Origin of the sequence: Thermosynechococcus sp. HY596, from assembly GCF_030518715.1 — a bacterium.
Lineage (GTDB): Bacteria > Cyanobacteriota > Cyanobacteriia > Thermosynechococcales > Thermosynechococcaceae > Thermosynechococcus.
The window spans coordinates 89,679-107,051 of the sequence record NZ_CP130346.1 but is presented as its reverse complement, the minus strand read 5'-3'; the positions used below and the strand labels follow the sequence as shown (position 1 = coordinate 107,051).

Annotated in this window: 15 protein-coding genes; 10 read left to right on the top strand and 5 right to left on the bottom strand. The window is 52.8% G+C overall.

Going from position 1 to position 17,373, the window contains the following annotated elements; translation table 11 throughout:
* Window positions 1-21: 21 nt before the first annotated feature.
* Complete coding sequence (locus tag QYC28_RS00505) at window positions 22-462, top strand: Spy/CpxP family protein refolding chaperone (protein WP_149817170.1); 441 nt, start codon at window positions 22-24, stop codon at window positions 460-462.
* Window positions 463-512: 50 nt separating this feature from the next.
* Here QYC28_RS00505 and lpxB read toward each other — a convergent pair whose 3' ends face one another.
* Both lpxB and gshA read right to left on the bottom strand, forming a co-directional pair.
* Window positions 513-1,700 carry a lipid-A-disaccharide synthase gene (lpxB, locus tag QYC28_RS00500; RefSeq protein ID WP_302679673.1) on the bottom strand — a complete coding sequence of 396 codons (1,188 nt, stop codon included), beginning with the start codon at window positions 1,698-1,700 and terminating at the stop codon, window positions 513-515.
* 2 nt (window positions 1,701-1,702) lie between these two features.
* A complete protein-coding gene (gshA, locus tag QYC28_RS00495) occupies window positions 1,703-2,842 on the bottom strand; it encodes a glutamate--cysteine ligase (RefSeq protein WP_302680049.1) in 1,140 nt (379 codons plus the stop codon).
* Window positions 2,843-2,952: 110 nt separating this feature from the next.
* Between gshA and QYC28_RS00490 the strand changes: the two genes are divergently transcribed.
* The 9 genes from QYC28_RS00490 (at window position 2,953) to prmA (ending at window position 14,598) form a co-directional block, all read left to right on the top strand.
* A complete protein-coding gene (locus QYC28_RS00490) occupies window positions 2,953-3,477 on the top strand; it encodes a hypothetical protein (RefSeq protein WP_286668830.1) in 525 nt (174 codons plus the stop codon).
* A 375-nt stretch (window positions 3,478-3,852) separates the two neighbouring features.
* The gene (cas10, locus tag QYC28_RS00485) at window positions 3,853-6,903 is read left to right on the top strand and encodes a type III-B CRISPR-associated protein Cas10/Cmr2 (protein ID WP_302679671.1); all 3,051 of its coding nucleotides are present in this window, start codon (window positions 3,853-3,855) and stop codon (window positions 6,901-6,903) included.
* A gap of 62 nt (window positions 6,904-6,965) precedes the next feature.
* On the top strand, window positions 6,966-8,072 hold the full coding sequence (locus QYC28_RS00480) for a type III-B CRISPR module-associated Cmr3 family protein (RefSeq protein ID WP_286626117.1): 1,107 nt from the start codon (window positions 6,966-6,968) through the stop codon (window positions 8,070-8,072).
* 72 nt (window positions 8,073-8,144) lie between these two features.
* The gene (gene cmr4 / locus QYC28_RS00475) at window positions 8,145-8,942 is read left to right on the top strand and encodes a type III-B CRISPR module RAMP protein Cmr4 (RefSeq protein WP_302679670.1); all 798 of its coding nucleotides are present in this window, start codon (window positions 8,145-8,147) and stop codon (window positions 8,940-8,942) included.
* A 2-nt stretch (window positions 8,943-8,944) separates the two neighbouring features.
* Window positions 8,945-9,334 carry a hypothetical protein gene (locus QYC28_RS00470; RefSeq protein ID WP_302679669.1) on the top strand — a complete coding sequence of 130 codons (390 nt, stop codon included), beginning with the start codon at window positions 8,945-8,947 and terminating at the stop codon, window positions 9,332-9,334.
* Between the two features lie 12 nt (window positions 9,335-9,346).
* On the top strand, window positions 9,347-11,251 hold the full coding sequence (locus QYC28_RS00465; protein WP_302679668.1) for an RAMP superfamily CRISPR-associated protein: 1,905 nt from the start codon (window positions 9,347-9,349) through the stop codon (window positions 11,249-11,251).
* Window positions 11,252-11,269: 18 nt separating this feature from the next.
* The gene (locus QYC28_RS00460) at window positions 11,270-11,962 is read left to right on the top strand and encodes a J domain-containing protein (protein ID WP_302679667.1); all 693 of its coding nucleotides are present in this window, start codon (window positions 11,270-11,272) and stop codon (window positions 11,960-11,962) included.
* A 144-nt stretch (window positions 11,963-12,106) separates the two neighbouring features.
* The gene (gene serA, locus QYC28_RS00455) at window positions 12,107-13,690 is read left to right on the top strand and encodes a phosphoglycerate dehydrogenase (RefSeq protein WP_302679666.1); all 1,584 of its coding nucleotides are present in this window, start codon (window positions 12,107-12,109) and stop codon (window positions 13,688-13,690) included.
* An 8-nt stretch (window positions 13,691-13,698) separates the two neighbouring features.
* Window positions 13,699-14,598: a 50S ribosomal protein L11 methyltransferase gene (gene prmA, locus QYC28_RS00450; protein ID WP_302679665.1), complete on the top strand. Its 900-nt coding sequence runs from the start codon at window positions 13,699-13,701 to the stop codon at window positions 14,596-14,598.
* A gap of 6 nt (window positions 14,599-14,604) precedes the next feature.
* Here the strand turns inward: prmA and QYC28_RS00445 are convergent, their stop codons facing one another.
* Genes QYC28_RS00445 through QYC28_RS00435 form a run of 3 tightly spaced genes read right to left on the bottom strand, consistent with a single transcriptional unit; the run spans window position 14,605 to window position 17,363 of the window.
* Complete coding sequence (locus tag QYC28_RS00445; protein WP_286649759.1) at window positions 14,605-15,768, bottom strand: glycosyltransferase family 4 protein; 1,164 nt, start codon at window positions 15,766-15,768, stop codon at window positions 14,605-14,607.
* Window positions 15,769-15,797: 29 nt separating this feature from the next.
* Window positions 15,798-16,595 carry an ABC transporter ATP-binding protein gene (locus QYC28_RS00440; protein ID WP_190278129.1) on the bottom strand — a complete coding sequence of 266 codons (798 nt, stop codon included), beginning with the start codon at window positions 16,593-16,595 and terminating at the stop codon, window positions 15,798-15,800.
* A 12-nt stretch (window positions 16,596-16,607) separates the two neighbouring features.
* Window positions 16,608-17,363 carry a HEAT repeat domain-containing protein gene (locus QYC28_RS00435; protein WP_149817142.1) on the bottom strand — a complete coding sequence of 252 codons (756 nt, stop codon included), beginning with the start codon at window positions 17,361-17,363 and terminating at the stop codon, window positions 16,608-16,610.
* Between the last annotated feature and the right edge of the window lie 10 nt (window positions 17,364-17,373).

The window sequence follows — 17,373 nt, the reverse complement described above, 5'->3', positions numbered from 1 at the left end:
TTGACAAAGGAGAACACAGCTATGTTGAAAAAATCTTTAGCCACGCTTCTTATATGTGGTAGCCTCAGCCCCCTACTGGCGATCGCTCCCCCGAGCGTCGCTGACCCCGGTTATGGCGGACCTCGCTGGGGAGCCAATCTGGACAATCTAAACCTCACACCTGAACAGCGGCAACGTTTACAAGCCGTGCAGCAACAATACCAAGGCCAAATGGAGCAAACCCGCAACCAACTGCGCACCGCCAAGACAGAACTGCGGCAGATGATGAGTGGCAATGCCTCGGAGGATCAAATCCGCAGCAAGTATCAGCAAGTGCGTCAACTGGAAAATCAACTGGCTTCCCTGCGCTTTGAAAGCATGCTGGCCATGCGGGGCATTCTCACACCGCAACAACGGCAAGCCTTGGCCGCCCAAATGCAGCAGCGGCGGCCGGGCAATCGCCCCATGAAACCCCAGCAGTAACCCATTAAACTTGGCAACGCTCTAAAGCTCTAAAGGAGTTCATGACTTCCCTAAGTGTGGGACAGCGGATCCTGCACTTTTTTGTTGCTCAGCAGATCTAAAATCTCTGTGGCGGCGCGATCGACCACGCCGGGAGTCCCCATCGCAGCTCGCATTTTGGCATAGCCTGCCTGCATGGCTAGGCGTTTTTCAGGATGATCCAATAGCGCAAGGGCAGCAGCGGTAATGTTGGCAACAGTGGCTCGTTCCTGCAGGAGTTCGGGGACGATGTCTCTATTCACGAGTAAATTGGGGGGAGAGACAAATTTGAGGTCAAACTTCAGGAAACGCCGATAAAGCCACAAACTCAGGGGATGAACGCGGTAGATCACGACTTGAGGCACATTCAACAGCGCGGTTTCTAAATTCACCGTGCCGGATTTGGCGATCGCCAGATCTGCGGCCGCTAGAACTTGCAGGGAGTCTTCCGCCAATGTGACGCGAATGGGATATTCCTTGAGAACTGCTTCAATGGCTGGGCGATACTGCCGCAGCGAAAGGGGTAACCAAAAGCGGGCATGGGGATAGGCTTTGGCGATATTTGTGGCAGCCCCCAAAATTAGAGGCAAGAGGGACTTGATTTCCTGTTTGCGGGACAAGGGCAACAGGGCAATCGCCAGCTCATCGGCAGCAATGCCTAAACTTTGGCGTGCCACTTCACGACTGGGAGCGGCAGCAATGCGATCCAACAGGGGATGTCCCACCCAAACGACATTGGCACCATGACGGCGGTAATAGGTGGCTTCTTCTGGAAAAATGGCAAGCAGGCGATCGCTGAGGGCAACAATTTGCCGAGTGGCCTTCAAACTATGGGACCAGACCCACTCTTGGGGAGCGATGTAGTAAACCATGGGAATAGAAAAATGTTTGCGGATAAACCGCCCCATGGCGACATTGCCACCAATGTAGTCAATTAAAACCACTAAATCAGGGGGATGCTGCCGTAAATAGCGGCGAGCCTTGAGTTGGAGCGCGATCGTTGGCTTGATCAATGGCAGGGCTTCTAGTAGCCCCACGGAGCCAATTCCTCCGGTGTTAAAGAGTAGCTTTGCTCCCGCAGCAGCCATGCGATCGCCCCCAAGGGCAGAAATTTCTAGGGGAATCCTCCGCTCTGCCGCCAAGCGATAGAGTGCCTTGACTAATAGGGCACCCTGCAAATCTCCGGAGACTTCCCCCGTGCTAATGAACAAATGCGCCATGCCTAGCCCCGCACTGCCGCCACTGGTTGACAGAGTTGATCGGCAAATTCCTGTTCGCTAGCGGCCATTTCCTGTACGGCGGTGGCCATAATCTCAGGGATCGATTGCCCCGCTGCATATTGAGCCAGCCATTGCTGGGCGGTGTTTCCCTGGCGCAGGATTTTCTTAATCGGTGCCAGAAAGCAGCTAAAGCCCTGTGCTTTGGCGATCGGCCAAACCTCTTCGTAGAGTTCGGCTATCCAAGCGGCTGCCGTTAGTTGCCGGCGATCGCGCCAATGGGTCAGCACGGCCTCTAGGCTGTTTTTTGCAGCAATCTGCTCGTTTTCATCGGCTAGTTGTGCCAGCATCTCGCCATCGCCCCAGCGGAGCGGGTCAAGGTCAGGGGTGTCGAGCAATTGTAGGAGTCGCGCTTCCAAGAGAGCCGTAATTGCCAGTAGGGCAATGGCATCCGTAACTAGGTCACAAATCCGCAATTCAAGACGATTGAGATCGTAGGGTCGGCGATCGCCATTGGGGCGCACAGAACTCCACAAGTGCCGCACATTTTGCATCGTGCCCAGTTGAAGTTGTGCCTCTGTCCACTCAATGAAGTGGGCATGGCTGGTAAATAGGGGCACTTGGGGTGGGGTCTTCGGAAAGATTGCCCAACGGGTGGAGTGATAGCCCGTTACCTTGCCATCGAGAAACGGCGACGCAGCACTGAGAGCCAGAAACAGGGACGCCTCTAGCCGCACTAGCCGACAGGCACGGATCAACTCTTCTGGATCCCGCAGGCCAATGTTGATGTGGACACTAGCGGTGACAACCCTTGTACCATAGGTTTGCTCAATGTAGGTGTGATAGGGGTTCTGGGGGTCAGAGCGATAAAAGCGTTGACTGTCCCCTAGACTCAGGGTGCTACCGGGGACAAGGGTTAAATCCCCTAGGGATTGCAAATAAGCGCGCAGCCGAAAGCGGGGGCGCAGCAGGTCACAGAAGGCTTGATCATAGAGATAGACAGGGGGCGTTGTGAATTCAACATTGCGACTATCGGGTTCGCGCACAAACCCCGGCAAGTCCCTCACAATGCGATCCGACAGTCCCACAATCTCGCCCGTGGGCTTACCCGTGTAGAGTTCAACCTCAAAGCCCTTTGACAACATGGCATCCCTTTGGCTAACTTGGGTCAGCAAGCCCCCTCGCAGAAAGTGGGAGTTTTTAGCTACTTAGCCACAATACCATGCCCGCGTCCCTGCTGCACATATGAACATTCGTGAAACCCTTCCTGTGGCAATCAAAACTCGATCAGTTAACCTGTATTATCAATTACACAAATCACCCCTATAGTGAGAATCTCAAGATGTTTGGTCAGCGGCGAGTCGAAGCAGATGTCCGTGTCAGTCGCATTTTGGATCGCCTGGGAATCCGCTATCAAGTGGATGAGGATGGTGATTACCGCGTTGTCTTTGAGCTATCTAACGGTCGAACGCAACAGGCCTTTATTGACTCCAAAACCCAGCAGCTAGGAAGCTATGAAATTCGGGATGTCTGGTCTGTGGGCTACAGTTGCGAGGGCTTTCTTGACCAAGAGATAGCCAATTATCTGTTAATTGAAAATGCCAATAAGAAAATTGGCGCTTGGGAGTTGCGTCCCCTTGCTGACAATAGGTATATCGCTGTATTTTGTACGAAGGTTGCTGCTGACTGTGACCCCGAAGCCCTTTACACCAGTATCCGCGTGGTTCTTGAGGTGGCAGACGAACTTGAAAAAGTTCTTGAGGCGGGCGATCGCTTCTAGGTTAGTTTGCAGTGAGTCCCCTTAAAATCAGGGCTTGAGGCCAGTGGGGAGCTTCTGAATGCCCCGCCCCTAGGTAGGGATTCTCATTTGCCTCTGAAATACTAGAAAATGCTCAAACCCGCTTCCTGAGAAACGCTAAGGGATTCAACGAAAGCATCAGGGTTGGAGGCAACTTGGCAGATCTCTCGGAAGCAAGACCCAAATGTTTCAATTCTTATAGCTAGTACAAAAAACTGTTAAATATTACAAAAGAATTTTTATTTTGCTTCCACTGCATATCCCAACTCACGACACTGGATAAAACATTAGCTGCGATCGCCCAAGGCGCATTGCTAGGTGTTCGCAGTGGAGTCAATTGTTCTAGGAAGGCCATCTATGTACTACGAACGCAAACTCTTTGCCCTCCTCCACGACCCCTACCTCAAGGCGTTGTACCGCAACAAAGCTCTCAAAGGCCCATGGCAACAGGTGTCTTGCCTGAATCAACATGCCCAGGATTTGCAAAATTGGTGGAATCATCACGGCGGTGTTACGGCAGACCATATTGCCTCGGCCAGCGATCGCCTGAGCTTTCAGCGCGGCATGAGCACCCCCCCAACAACCACTGCAAATATCACCCAAGTGGAAATTCGCCACCCGATTACTGGTGCCAAAAGTAATTTGAACTTTGCCTTTGCAGGGAGTCTCAGCGATGAGAATTTAGCTGATATTGAGGCGCAGTCCATCTGGAGCGAGATTCGCCAAGAAACCGATGCTGAAAAGGTCTTCTGGTGGTTTTGGCGATTTTATGGCGAAGCCATTGCTGGCGATCGCGGCATCAAAGGTCAAGCGGTGTATGCCAAAGATATCTTGCTGTTACCCTCAGACACACGCATTCCCGACTGCCCCCTCGAAGCCCACACCTCGATTACCGCTGCCCTTGCCGGCACCCTCTTTCCCCGAAACGCCAGCAATGGGGATAAACCGCAGCACCCATGGCTGTTGATGTTTTCCTTTTCCCCCGTGCAGGAATTCATTAAATCTTCACGCAAGCTGCTGGACTTTTGGTCAGGCTCCTATCTACTCCATTACCTAAGTGCCAAGGCCTGCTGGTTCCTTGCCGAACGCTATGGCCCTGATGTTGTGATTACCCCCAATCTCTACAACCAAACGATCATTGATGCGTTTCTGCTGCAAAAATACCCAGACTTTGAACCCTACTTTGAGGAATTTGGTATCCCCAAACCAGTTGAGGCACAAGGGCAGCCGTCCTCCAGCTTGGTGACAGCGGGTTTTCCCAACGTGATTACGGCACTCATTCCTGAACAAGACAAAGACATGATTGGCAAAGAGCTTCAAGACCATTTGCGGGAAACATGGCTCAACCTTGGCAAAAATGTGCGCGAAGCCATCAAAACCAAGGTACGGAGTGGCTATGAAGATTGTCACTGGATTGCTCACATTGAAGCGTGGATTGATACACAGTTTCCTGCGGCAGAGCAAGAGGAGCTAAAGAAAGAGTTTCTCAGTTGGCAGCAGGGAGGACGCTGGGAGTGGAATGCCCTTTGGCAAGCCCAATTAGAGAATTTTTGGGAAAGCTACTGGATCGCTCTGCCCCTTGGGGAGCCAACCCAACCTCTAACCTGCCAGCGTGGAGCATCCACCTACCCAACTTGGAAAACCGCCCAAACCACGTTAGCAAAAGCCGAGGCTCCCCTGCCCACTCAGGTTGAGGAAAACGTGTATGCCACGATTAACGTGGGTACATGGTGGCCATTGCTGCAACAACGCCTTGGTGCGGCTCTCTCCGCTGTCAAAAACACTCGCAACTGGCAGTTTCCCGCTTCACCGGGTGAGCGCTCCTCGATTTCTGGGGCCTACAGTGCCCTGCACCCGAATTTGCTGTACCGCGATCCCTTTCGCGAGGGGCATGGCCTGCCGGCGAGTTCCCTGCGCCTGTTTTGGTATGTGATGAGCCAAGCCTTTCCGGGGCTATTTAATGGTAGTGAGCGCTTGAATGCGATTGAGGTCACCAAGCGAATGGCGTGGAAGCATGGCGGTGTCGCTGAGTTCTTGGGGGTTGCGTGCCCTGAGGAGGACTATGAAAACTTGGTGCGCTTTCCCAATGCCAGCAGTATCGCTGCCGCTCGCATTATGGTGAAGTATCCCGGTCAGGTCAAGCGGTATTGGCGAGAATTGAACCATGAATTTACTGCCGATCTGGATTTACAGCCCTATCGCGATCGCTTTAACAGCACCACTCGCCGCCCAACCCAGATTCCCCAAGTAGATACCAATTTAAGGGATTACAACGGTGTGATGTTCTCGGCCAAGTGGTTGGCAGAAGCCTTAGGTCTTGACAGTAAACAGGAGTTGGCCGAACTTCGGAGGGCGGTGAATCAGACACAAAAACGAGTGGGTTGGGGCGATCGCTCCCCTGCTGACTGGTGGTGTATCCTCTTGGCCGATGGCGATGGTATGGGCAACTATGTGCGCGGCCATAAATTGGAGAAATACCGTGAGTATCTTGCCACTAATATTGCGAGCCAGATCAATCAGAATCCTAACTTGCAACCTTGGAAAACATTGATTAATCAGACCCCCAAACGCATGGGACCTGCCACCCATGTGGGACTTAACCGTGCCCTGCTAGATTTCTCGAATCGTCTGGTGCCCTACTTGGTGGAGCAACGTCACTGTGGCCGTGTGGTCTATAGCGGTGGCGATGATGTCATGGCCGTCTTGCCTCTGGAGGATGCCCTCTCGGTGATTCATCTCCTACGCCAAGCATGGTGCGGCGGTACGGATCCAGCCGGGGAGTTTGAACCCCACGGGGACTACTGGCAAACCGTTCAGGACAGTACAGCGGCTGAGGTCTTGGGCATGCGTCGCCTGTTTACGATGGGCAAAGGGGCAACAATGAGTATGGGTGTGGTCATTGCCTACAGGAGTGTTCCTCTGCCCACGGTTCTAGAAAACCTCTGGCAAGCCGAAAAGGAACGGGCGAAAAAACTCCCCGGCAAAGATGGCCTCTGTTTCCGGGTGCTCTACGGCTCCGGCAATGTCCTCGAAGCAGTGTTGAAAGGTGAACTGCTAGCGGCCTGGGGCAGATTACTTGAGCAAGCAAATGAAGAGGTGAGTCCGCTGCTGTACCGACTCGTGACAGAGTTGCCCCAACACTGTTGGTTGACCAAAGAGCGGGTCATTGAGAAGGCGATCGCCAGCATTGCCAATCGCCGTGAAAAAGACATCCCTTCAGAACTGATTGAGCAGCTTTGTCAGTGTTGCAATCAATGGGAAGACTGGGCGCTCCAGCATGAAGGTCAGCTAGGAACAGATCTGCAAGACCTGCTCAACCTGTTGCGGCTCATGGCCTTCTTCATTGATAAACGGTTTGTACCCCCAGGGAGTAATCAGGATGGCATCGATGAAAGCAGAGGGTTCTAAAACTCATTTGGGCAAAACTATTCTGCTTCAAGGATAACGAAAGACACATGAGGTTGATTATCATGACTGAATTAAGTTGGTATCGTCTAGATCCCCTAGATGTCCTCCTTTTTCGTGACTCCCGACCCTTTCAACCTGGAGAAGGCTCTTGGGCAAAAAGTCTCTTTCCGCCCTTGCCGATTACGGTCTTTCAAGCCTTACGCTCCCTGTGTGATCCCTACACACAAAATCTGGAGTTTCTTGGGCCTTTCCTCATTGATGCCAAAAACCAAGTCTGGGTAGACACGCCCAAGGATTTGGTATGCATTGGCAACAAAAGCAACGAGGAAGCCGACATCAACGATCGTGCCGACCTCAGTAAAGTCAAGGGCTTTGCCCGCACTCAACCCGCTGCCACCGACGACCCTGCTTGGAAAGATGTCCGCCATCCGTTGCCGGGAAAGTTACGCCCTATTGTGGAACCGACCCTCAGGGAGAATGAGCAAACCCAAGGCCGACCGGCTCCCCTGATGCGCTTGGATGCTCTTGTCCTCTATCTCCAAGGAAAGCTGGATCAGCTCAACGCCAAAGAGCACTTCCATGATTTGCCGTGGTCAACCCAAGTCCTCCCCCACATCAAAATGCAAACGACGAGTCGCACAGTGGAAGAGGAGGCTGGCTACTTTACCGAGGTGGCCAACCGATTGCATCCGGGCTGGGGCTTTGTGGCCGGCATCAGTGTTGCCAATCGAGAGGGAGTCGTGCGCATTGGGGGGGAGGGGCATCAGGCCCAGGTGCATGCCCTAAAGAAACATCTCTTTGCAGACCTAGAGCGGTTTCAGGGCACCGGTCAAGAAACCCTAGCCTATGTACTGACTCCCGGCTTGGCGCCCGTGGTGGCTGACGTACCTGTTTATGGACTGTATCCCCATGATTGGCAAGAGCATCTGATTGGTGTGGTGGGCGATCGCCCCCTCCTAGCCGGTGGCCTCAGTACCTTCACCCGTCGCAACGGGCAGCTCCAATTGGGCTATTCCGCACAGCGTGCCTATGTCAGGCCGGGAACTATCTATCGCTTTGCTCAGCCTCCCTCTCCCCAGCCCCAACAACTCCTCGGCGGTGTAGCCCCCAAAGCTCGCACCACGTTTGAAAAACTTCACTACGGCCAATTGCTCTGGGGCACTGCATAACCACCCGAATACGAATGGATAAATAGGTGAGCACCGATACACGTTGACCTCAAAGAGACTGGATGATCAACAATGTTTAACCTTGCCTACCTCTACCTTCTCTCCCCCCTGCACACGGGTGGCACCACCCAAGAGGGCAACCTTCTCGGCATTGCGCGGGAGTCCCACACAGAGTTGCCCTACATTCCCTCCAGCACGATTCGGGGTCGCTTGCGTGCCAGTACCCCCCACAAAAACCGCAACCGCCTTTGGGGCAACACCATTGAAGATGTCATGGGCGGCGAAAACACCAACCTTACCCAAGGGCAAGTGTGGGTCGGCGATGGTTCACTCCTGTGGGTACCGGTTCCCTCCCTCAGCCATGGCGTGATCTGGATTAGCTGCCCCATGCTGCTGCATCGTTGGCAACGCCTCACTGGTCAGTCCTTAGAAACAGTCGCTGCCTACAGCACCAATTTAGGTAACAAGAAACCTGTTTATCTCAAGGACGCGATTCTCAAAGGCGATCAGCTCAAACTTTGGGAGAAATGGCAAGAGTGGATTCCGATCCGCGAGCAAACCCAAATTCAACAGGTCTTGGTTCTGCCCGATCAGCACTGCAAAACCCTCATTGAAACCAGCCTGTGGCGACAGGTGAAGGTGAAACTCGATCAACACAAAACCGTTGAAGGCGGTTTTCGCTACGAGGAAGCCATTCCCCCCGATACATTGATGTACTTCCCGTGGGGGACGGTTGCCCAACTCAATGGCGCTGCAGAAAAAGTGGAAAGCGATCTGCGGGATGTTTTCGATAGCCACCCAATTCTCCAAATTGGTGGTCAAGAAAGCCTTGGTCGCGGCTTTGTCCAACTTGTTACTCTTGGGAGTTAGTTATGGCCTTTGATCCACGCACAATGGCACAGCCAGTCTATGAAGCCTTGAGTCAACTGCGGAATGACACAAAAGACGACACTCGGCTGCGGGAGCAAAAAAGCCAAGCCGTTGAACTCTACACCTACTTGGCCACTTGGGGACTGATGCGCCTAAAAGCGGAAGAAGCTGCTCTCAGTCAAGAGGGGAAGAAGGAGGTTGTCAAAGCCTTTTTCCGTGCCCTTGAAGAAACAGCGCATGTTAAGAATTTGGCGGATGACAAAGGCTTGGAGACCCTCAAGAACCTTGACACAGAATCCTACCTTGGCTTAACCGGCTTAGGGTTACAAATTGCCCGTGAATTTAGCTTCTGGACAACTGCCCTGTACGTTGATATCGGCAATGCAGACTAGGAGGAGTACAACATGACAAATAACCCTGCATTACAGCGACCTCAAACGCATAAAGCAACACAGCGCCCCAACTCAGGAAACGCTGGCCATGGCAGTAGTGGTAAAGGTGGCAGAGGCAATAGTGGTGGTTCCCAAAAGGGCGGGAACACTCCACCCCGTCCTTCCCCATGGCTCGAACATCCCCTTGATCCAAATCCCAAGCCCGATCAAACTGCAGGGTTTGTCGAGTATCTGCGCTGGATGCGATCGCCCGATAGCCCCGCCAAAGATGGTACGAAAGTGGAACTAGTGACAATGGCAGAGCAGGGTAACTACAGCCAACGTTTGCAGGTTTTAACAGAGCGCACTCGCCAAATTGCCGGCAAAGGCAATTGTTTTAAAGTCACCTGCCCATGGCGCATCCGTGTTGGTGGCCACCGTGGTCCTGAAAGTATCCTTCTGCCTGCCTTTGATAATCTAGGCATTCCCTATATTCCCTCCAGTACCTTACGAGGTGTTGCTCGTGCCCAAGCCATTCGGGAGGTGATGGCAAACGAAGGTGTACCTTGGGCTGAAGCAGACAAACTCGTCGGCCAGCGTTACTTTGGTTATCCCGACAGCAGGGACTCTAGCGAAAAAGCTGGCAAAATTATTTTCCTCGATGCCTACCCCTTGCCTGAAAAAGAGAACGGGGGACTAGCAGTGGACATGGCCAATAATCTCTGGTCATGGAATAATGGCAACCTCAAGTATGCTGCCAACCCAAACGTGTTCTTTTCCCTGCGAGAAGCTTCATTTCTTATTGGTATTAAACCTACCAATCATTGCTCTCCTCAAATGCTTAAACAGGTCAAGAACTGGTTGATTCGCGGCCTGACCCAAGGAATTGGTTCGCAAGTGAATGCAGGCTATGGGGTTTTAGTCGAATCCCTAAAACAGGTGGGGCGTGGTTTCTTTAGCGTTGATTTTACCGTTCAAGGCCAACTCATCCACGGTTGCCAAAAGTGTACGTCTACGTCATGGCAATGGAACGCTAGAAATCAAGCGTGGCAAATGCGCGGGCAACCAGAGGCCGAGGTGCGAGCCACAGCCTTTAAGTCCCTGCTGCGATACTGGTTTCGTGCCTTTGCGCGGGGGGTGTTGCCCACAGCAGAAGTCCAACGCCTTGAAGGAGTGATTTTTGGCGCAATTCAGCCGCAACCCAAACATGGCTACCTGCGGGTACGGGTGATTAATGGGGAGGTAACCCAACCTGAGGCACGCCCTAATCAGCAAGGTAAAAACGATCCCTGTGGAAAAGAACAGGGGACACTGGTATTAGACTTTTCTTCTGAAGTTCCTGATGCCCACCAAAAAACCCTAGCAGAGTTGGCAAGAAACCTGACGTGGCTCATGTTTCACTTGGGTGGCATTGGTCAAGGGGCACGTCGCCCTTGCTACTCTCGTAAAACCCGTAACCAAGCACCCTGGTGGCGTGGTTCTAATCTGATTCCTGAAAACGATGATCCCTTTTGGGAACTCCCCAGCAGTGCCAAGGAATTCAAAAAAATTTTTCAACAGCGACTTCAAAACTTTTACACAGCTTTAGGGCAGCTTGGTAATTGCTCAATCAACCCGACTCAACTATTATCCGTTGGCACCGTCACCCCTGGGCAGTGGGCAGAAGCAATTGATCGAAACTGCCGTATCGTCGTTTGCAGTGGTGATCCCAAAGAAGAAAAGCCCTACGGCCTTGCCCTTCTTCATGACCCTAGCCTTAAGGTGAATGGTAACTACGACAAAAACCTCTGTGGTTCCACTGGCAAACCCTCGCCAGTTTGGGTGGCTGACTTAGGGAACTATCAAGTTATTACGATTTTTGGGGTCACCCAAAATCCACGACTCAAGTTTCTGAACCACTTGAATACGTCTGGAGGATGTTTGCAACTATTTCCTTGAATAAATACCTAAGAAACCATGACCGACTACTACGACATTCTTGGCTTGCAGCCGGGTGCTTCCAAAGAGCAGATCAAAGCAGCCTATCGCCGCCTCTGCCAAGAGTGCCACCCTGATAAACTGCCTCCTGAGACCCCCAAAAAGGCGCGGCAAATCGTCGAGGAGCACTTCAAGCAAATCAACGAAGCCTATGCCTACCTCATGGAGCAGGGCGATCGCCCGCCCCCACCTACCCAACCAGCAACAGATGTTAGAACTGCCCGCTCCATTTTCGATCCCGCTCGTATGGAAGCCGTAGCTCGGAAACTGGAGACAGAGCGGCAGACCATTCAACGGCAGTATCAGCAATCAATCAATGCTATTGACCAACAACAGCGGCAAAAGCTAGCTTGCCACGGCCTCAAGATTAACGATAAGGAAACCGAAGCAGCAAAGGCCGCTGCTGCGCAGAAAAAAGAACGACGATTACAGGAGCAATCTAGTTACATTCATCGTCACATTGACTATTTCAAAACTCTACCCTTGGAAATGCTTTCAGAATCCTTTGTTCAAAATTTAAGTGATGAAGATCAGTTTTTCCTGCTCTTGGCCATCAAAGAAAAAGAGGATGATAAGCAGTGGGCGCGCACAGTTGCAGCCGGTGTAGAGATTGCTGCAGCAGCGGGTGTGGTTCTACTGCTGTCGCAACTCTTTCTGGGTGAGCCATTCTAATCTGAGCGCAACCAAGAAAAACAGGAAGGGAGGAACGATCGCCCCCCTCTCGCAGGAGTTTTGCTGAAACGCATTCTACCCCTACCCTTAGCGAAATAAAATGTGATAGAATGCCTAACTTGGCATTATACCTAGTGTTTACCTATGCCCAAAGTGCTGGTTTCCGATCCCATTGAACAGGTGGGGCTTGATTTACTTGCCCAAGTGGCACAAGTCGATGTCAAACTTGGCCTCTCAGAGGCAGAACTGATCAAAATCATTCCCGAGTACGATGCCCTGATGATTCGATCGGGAACCAAGGTCACAAAGGCGGTCATTGAGGCCGCCAACCAACTGAAGATTATTGGCCGGGCGGGGGTTGGTGTAGATAACATCGATGTGCCTGCGGCCACCCGTAAAGGGATCATGGTGGTCAACTCCCCAGAGGGCAACACCATTGCTGCTGCGGAGCACACCTTGGCGATGATGCTTTCCCTTGCTCGGCATATTCCGGATGCGAATGCTGCGGTGAAAGCAGGTCAATGGGATCGCAAACGCTTTACGGGCGTAGAGATTTATAAGAAAACCTTGGGCATTATTGGCCTAGGAAAAATCGGCTCCCACGTGGCCACCGTTGCCCGTGCTATGGGCATGAAGCTTCTTGCTTACGATCCCTATCTATCTACGGAACGCGCCGAACAACTGGGCTGCCGCCTCGTGGAGTTGGATGTTCTCTTTGCTGAATCCGACTTTATTACACTGCACCTGCCAAAAACTCCGGAAACCCAGCATCTGATTAACGCCAAAACCATTGCCAAGATGAAGCCCACAGCCCGCATCATTAACTGTGCGCGGGGGGGCATTATTGATGAGGCAGCGCTTGTGGAGGCGCTCAAGACAGGTAAGTTGGCGGGAGCTGCCCTCGATGTCTTTGAAACTGAACCCCTTGAGGCGGAGTCTCCGCTGCGTGCCTTGGGGATGGAAGCCATCTTGACTCCCCACTTGGGGGCTTCCACGGAAGAAGCACAGGTAAATGTGGCCATTGACGTTGCCGAACAGATTCGGGATGTGCTCCTAGGGTTGCCGGCGCGATCGGCGGTAAATATTCCGGGTCTGCGTCCGGAGGTTCTTGAGAAACTGGCGCCCTACATGCAGTTGGCAGAAACCTTGGGTAATCTTGTGGGGCAATTGGCGGGCGGTCGGGTCGAGTCTCTGGAAGTCCGTTTGCAAGGGGAATTGGCCACCAATGACAGTCAACCGATTGTGATTGCCGCTTTGAAGGGGCTACTCTCGCCAGCGCTGCGGGAGCGGGTCAACTATGTAAATGCTGGGTTAGAGGCCAAAGAACGGGGAATTCGCGTTGTCGAAACCCGCGATGAATCGCAACGGGATTATGCGGGCTCCCTAGCGTTGATTGCTAAAAGCCCCTCGGAAACCCGCTCGGTGTCTGGTGCGTTGCTGGCTCACAGGGAATTGCGCATCACCAGTATTGATGACTTTCCCATTAGTGTGGCGCCAACCCGTTATATGTTGCTGACGCTACACCGCGATATGCCCGGCATTATTGGTAAGATTGGCACCCAGTTAGGGAGCTTTAATGTCAACATTGCCAGTATGCAGGTGGGACGCAAGATGGTGCGCGGCAATGCGGTGATGGTTCTTAGCTTGGATGATCCACTGCCTGAGGGTTTGTTGGAGGAAATTCTAAAAATTCCTGGAATTCGTGATGCTTATATTGTGAATCTTTAGGCACAGTTGTGGTGCAGCGGTGGTGGGAAATTACGGTCACCTGCGAAGTGGAGGCGGAGGAAATTGTCTATTGGCGTCTCCAATCCTTTGGCTGTCAAGGAACAGCAACCCAGCAACAGCAGGGGCGGGTCTTGATTCAGGGGTATGTGCCTCAACAACAGGTGACACTACTGGACATTGCTGCCCTAGGGGTTTGGATTGAGCAAGATGTGGTGGCGCAGGGCTACCTCTCGCCAAAACTCCACTGGCAGTTGGTGAATGAACAGGATTGGGCCCATAGTTGGCAAGCCTATTGGCATCCAATACCGGTGGGCGATCGCCTGCTGATTTGTCCGGCTTGGGAAACCCCACCCCTCGGCAACACGCGCTTGGTGATCAAACTGGATCCTGGCATGGCCTTTGGCACCGGCACCCATGAAACCACCCAGCTTTGCCTTGAGGCCTTGGAAATGCAATTGGATCAAACCTTTGAGCCGCTGCCGCCCACGGTGATGGCTGATATTGGCTGTGGTAGCGGCATTCTGGCGATCGCCAGCCTCTTGCTAGGGGCACAAAAAGCCTATGCTGTGGATACCTCGGATCTTGCGGTCACTGCCACCCAACGCAATGCAGAACTCAATGGCATCAGAGCCGACCAGTTGATTGTCAAGCAAGGGAGTTGGGAGCAAGTCCTCGAACTGGTGGATGGCCTTGTCTGCAACATTTTGGCACCGGTGATTATCGAGATTCTGCCCCACTTGCCGGCAATTGTGAAACCCAAAGGTTGGGGCATCTTTAGTGGCATTCTTTTGGATCAAGCGGATCGCGTAGCGGCGCAACTGGAACAACAGGGCTGGAGCCTAGGCAGTGTCTGGCGACGGCAGGAGTGGTGTTGTCTCAATGCTCGCTTTGAGCGTTTGCCAGATTAGAGAGAGCTAGCTTTTCACCTTAGCCGCCGGGCGCGCCAAAGAATACGAAGCCATTAGTTCTTGGTAGCAGGCTTCGAGGCGATCCAAGTTGTGACTGAGGCTATAGTGCTCAAGCACCCGTTTGCGGGCTTTGTCCCCCAGCAGGCGAATCATTTCCGGATGCTGATAAAAAATAGGCAAGAGCGTTTGCAACTGGGTTTTCACATACTGGGGATTCAAGACAATCCCTGCTCCAGTGAGCACTTCACCATCAGCACCGACATCGGTGGCCAAGCAGGCCAAGCCACAGGCCATTGCCTCTAGGAGCGACAGGGATAACCCCTCAATTTGCGAGGGCAAAATGAACACATCACAGCCCCGTAAAATTTGCAGCCGCTCTTGATCATTAACGATTGAGCCCAGCCAGAGAATATTTTGATCCGGACCATAATTGGCCATCAAGGAGGGCATCAGGGCACCGCCACCCACCATTAGCAACTTACAATCCGCCGGCATTTCCGCTGCACACCAAGAGCGCAGCAGCGCTTCAACATTCTTCTCAATGGCCATCCGGCCTTGATAGATATAGAGGTAGCGTGCCTTAAAGTCCTCTTTGGCCGTAGAAGGTCCCGGTGTATATTTGCGCGTATCGACGCCATTGGGAATCACTCGCAGCGTCTCAGCACCGACCCCAAGACGAATTAGTAGTTCCTTTTGCGATTGGGAAAAGACAATCACGCGGTCATAGCGAGCCAAAAAGGGGGCATACAGTTGGTAAGTCATCAAGGCGGTGCCCGTCGTTAGGGTACGATACTTTTCGCTGTAGGCAGGATGAAATGTGGCGACTAGGGGGATGTTTAACTCTTCGCAGATGTCCGGCAGAAAGAAATCGAGGGGAGACAGAGTCAATGAGGCGTGGACAATATCGGGTTTGAGCTTCTTGAGGGATTCAACCAGAACTTTGTTGGCTCGCAGGGAGGGCAGGGTATAGACTTGCGATTTATAGAGGCAAGGGAGCGTCACATCTGGCATCTCCCCTTCGTTCTCAGCGTCCTGTTCATCCTCTTGGGCAAAATGCAGAAAGCTCACTTGGTACCCGCGATCCAATAGCCCATTGGTAATTTCACGACTATAGGTGACATTGCCGCAGGGGGGAGATTTTTTGCCAAGCCATGCGATGTGTAAAGCCACGATTATTGATTCCTTATTTATTACGTTATTTATAGAGCAGCGGTACCCACTTGATCAATGATCCGAATCGGACCGTTGACATCACCGCTGAGAAACTGCCGCAGGTAGGGATTATCGGTCGTGCGGGCTTCGGCATGGGTGCCCTGCCAACAAATGCGGCCTTGGTAGAGGAGAATCAGGCGATCGCCCGTGCGCTCAATTGTGCTGTTTTGATGAGTCACAACAACGTAAGCATGACCCGTCTTTTCCCGTAATTCGCGAATCAAATCCTCAATCACTGTTGAGGCAATGGGATCTAGCCCTGCCGTTGGCTCATCGTAAAGCAGGAGATAGGGATCATCATCGGGGTCTTCGGGATTATCCACAATGGCGCGGGCAAAGCTGACTCGCTTGCGCATCCCCCCAGACAACTGGGCTGGGTAGAGGTCTTCCATGCCAGAGAGGCCGACCATCGCCAGTTTTTCACTGACAATTTCGCGAATGCGGGCTTCGGGCAAACGGGTGTGCTGGTATAAATAAAAGCCGACATTCTCAGCAACCGTGAGGGAGTCAAAGAGGGCAGATTGCTGAAAGACCATGCTCATCCGCAACCGGCACAGGCCATCTTGGCGCAACCCTTGACGCCGTTCACCGGCCACATAAACTTCGCCTTTATCGGGAGCGAGTAACCCAGCAATAATGCGCAGAATTGTTGACTTGCCCGTGCCAGAGGGGCCGAGAATCACAAGGGCATCTTGGGGATAGATGACTAAATCCACATCATTGAGGACATGCTTATTGCCAAAGGATTTGCAGACACCGCGCAGCTCTACCAGTGGTTTGGCCATCTGAGGCATCCCCTAGCCAAAGGCTTCTAGTTGCAGGTCTTCGATCGCTTGCAGTCCCCGTGCATCCCCCAGCTTGAACAGCGCTGCTTTGGCATCTTCTTGGACACCCATATCACTGTCCCGCAGGGCAGCAATGAGTTGATCAATGGCTTGGGTGTAAAGAGGCCCAAGGGGAATTTTGCGACAGGCATGACCTAAGGCCCAAGCACAGTTACTACGCACAGCGGCGATCGCGTCCTGAGCCAAGGCAAGGGCAAGGGCAGGAATGGCAACCGTCGCCGCCTCTTCACTAGCTTCTGCCACCTGACCCAAGGAACTCGCTGCCCATAGACGCACGGCAGAAATATCCGTTTGCAGGGCACGAATCAAGGGATCAAGGGTGCGCCGATAAATTTCTGGCAAGGGAAAGCGGACGCCACAGTTACCCAAGGCCCAAACAATGCCTTTGCGGACATAGCCATTCCAGTCCTGCTCCAATTGCTGAATGAGGGCATCCACCGCTGCCAAACTGGGGTTACGGCCAAGGGCATAGGCGGCACTGACACGGACAAGGGGACAGGGTTCTTGCAGGAGATTGATGAGATAGGGTGTGGCGCGTTCATCCTGCAATTCGCAAAAGGCGCGAGCCGCCAACATCCGCTCCGTCACATCGGCGGAGGTCAGCAGGGGCAACATGGCTTCGGGATCGGGGCGATCGCTCTCCTCACTCGGCAGCGCCGCTAGTGCATCTTCTGAAGTGTCGAGAAGGGGGAAATCATTGTCATCCATACTGTTTAAT

Excerpts from the sequence above, each read along its gene's own strand:
- QYC28_RS00465 (WP_302679668.1), top strand. The coding sequence starts at position 9,347 with ATGACAAATAACCCTGCATTACAGCGACCTCAAACGCATAAAGCAACA.
- QYC28_RS00460 (WP_302679667.1), top strand. The coding sequence starts at position 11,270 with ATGACCGACTACTACGACATTCTTGGCTTGCAGCCGGGTGCTTCCAAA.
- cas10 (WP_302679671.1), top strand. The coding sequence starts at position 3,853 with ATGTACTACGAACGCAAACTCTTTGCCCTCCTCCACGACCCCTACCTC.
- lpxB (WP_302679673.1), bottom strand. The coding sequence starts at position 1,700 with ATGGCGCATTTGTTCATTAGCACGGGGGAAGTCTCCGGAGATTTGCAG.
- QYC28_RS00480 (WP_286626117.1), top strand. The coding sequence starts at position 6,966 with ATGACTGAATTAAGTTGGTATCGTCTAGATCCCCTAGATGTCCTCCTT.
- QYC28_RS00440 (WP_190278129.1), bottom strand. The coding sequence starts at position 16,595 with ATGGCCAAACCACTGGTAGAGCTGCGCGGTGTCTGCAAATCCTTTGGC.
- QYC28_RS00435 (WP_149817142.1), bottom strand. The coding sequence starts at position 17,363 with ATGGATGACAATGATTTCCCCCTTCTCGACACTTCAGAAGATGCACTA.
- QYC28_RS00470 (WP_302679669.1), top strand. The coding sequence starts at position 8,945 with ATGGCCTTTGATCCACGCACAATGGCACAGCCAGTCTATGAAGCCTTG.
- QYC28_RS00505 (WP_149817170.1), top strand. The coding sequence starts at position 22 with ATGTTGAAAAAATCTTTAGCCACGCTTCTTATATGTGGTAGCCTCAGC.
- gshA (WP_302680049.1), bottom strand. The coding sequence starts at position 2,842 with ATGTTGTCAAAGGGCTTTGAGGTTGAACTCTACACGGGTAAGCCCACG.
- serA (WP_302679666.1), top strand. The coding sequence starts at position 12,107 with ATGCCCAAAGTGCTGGTTTCCGATCCCATTGAACAGGTGGGGCTTGAT.
- cmr4 (WP_302679670.1), top strand. The coding sequence starts at position 8,145 with ATGTTTAACCTTGCCTACCTCTACCTTCTCTCCCCCCTGCACACGGGT.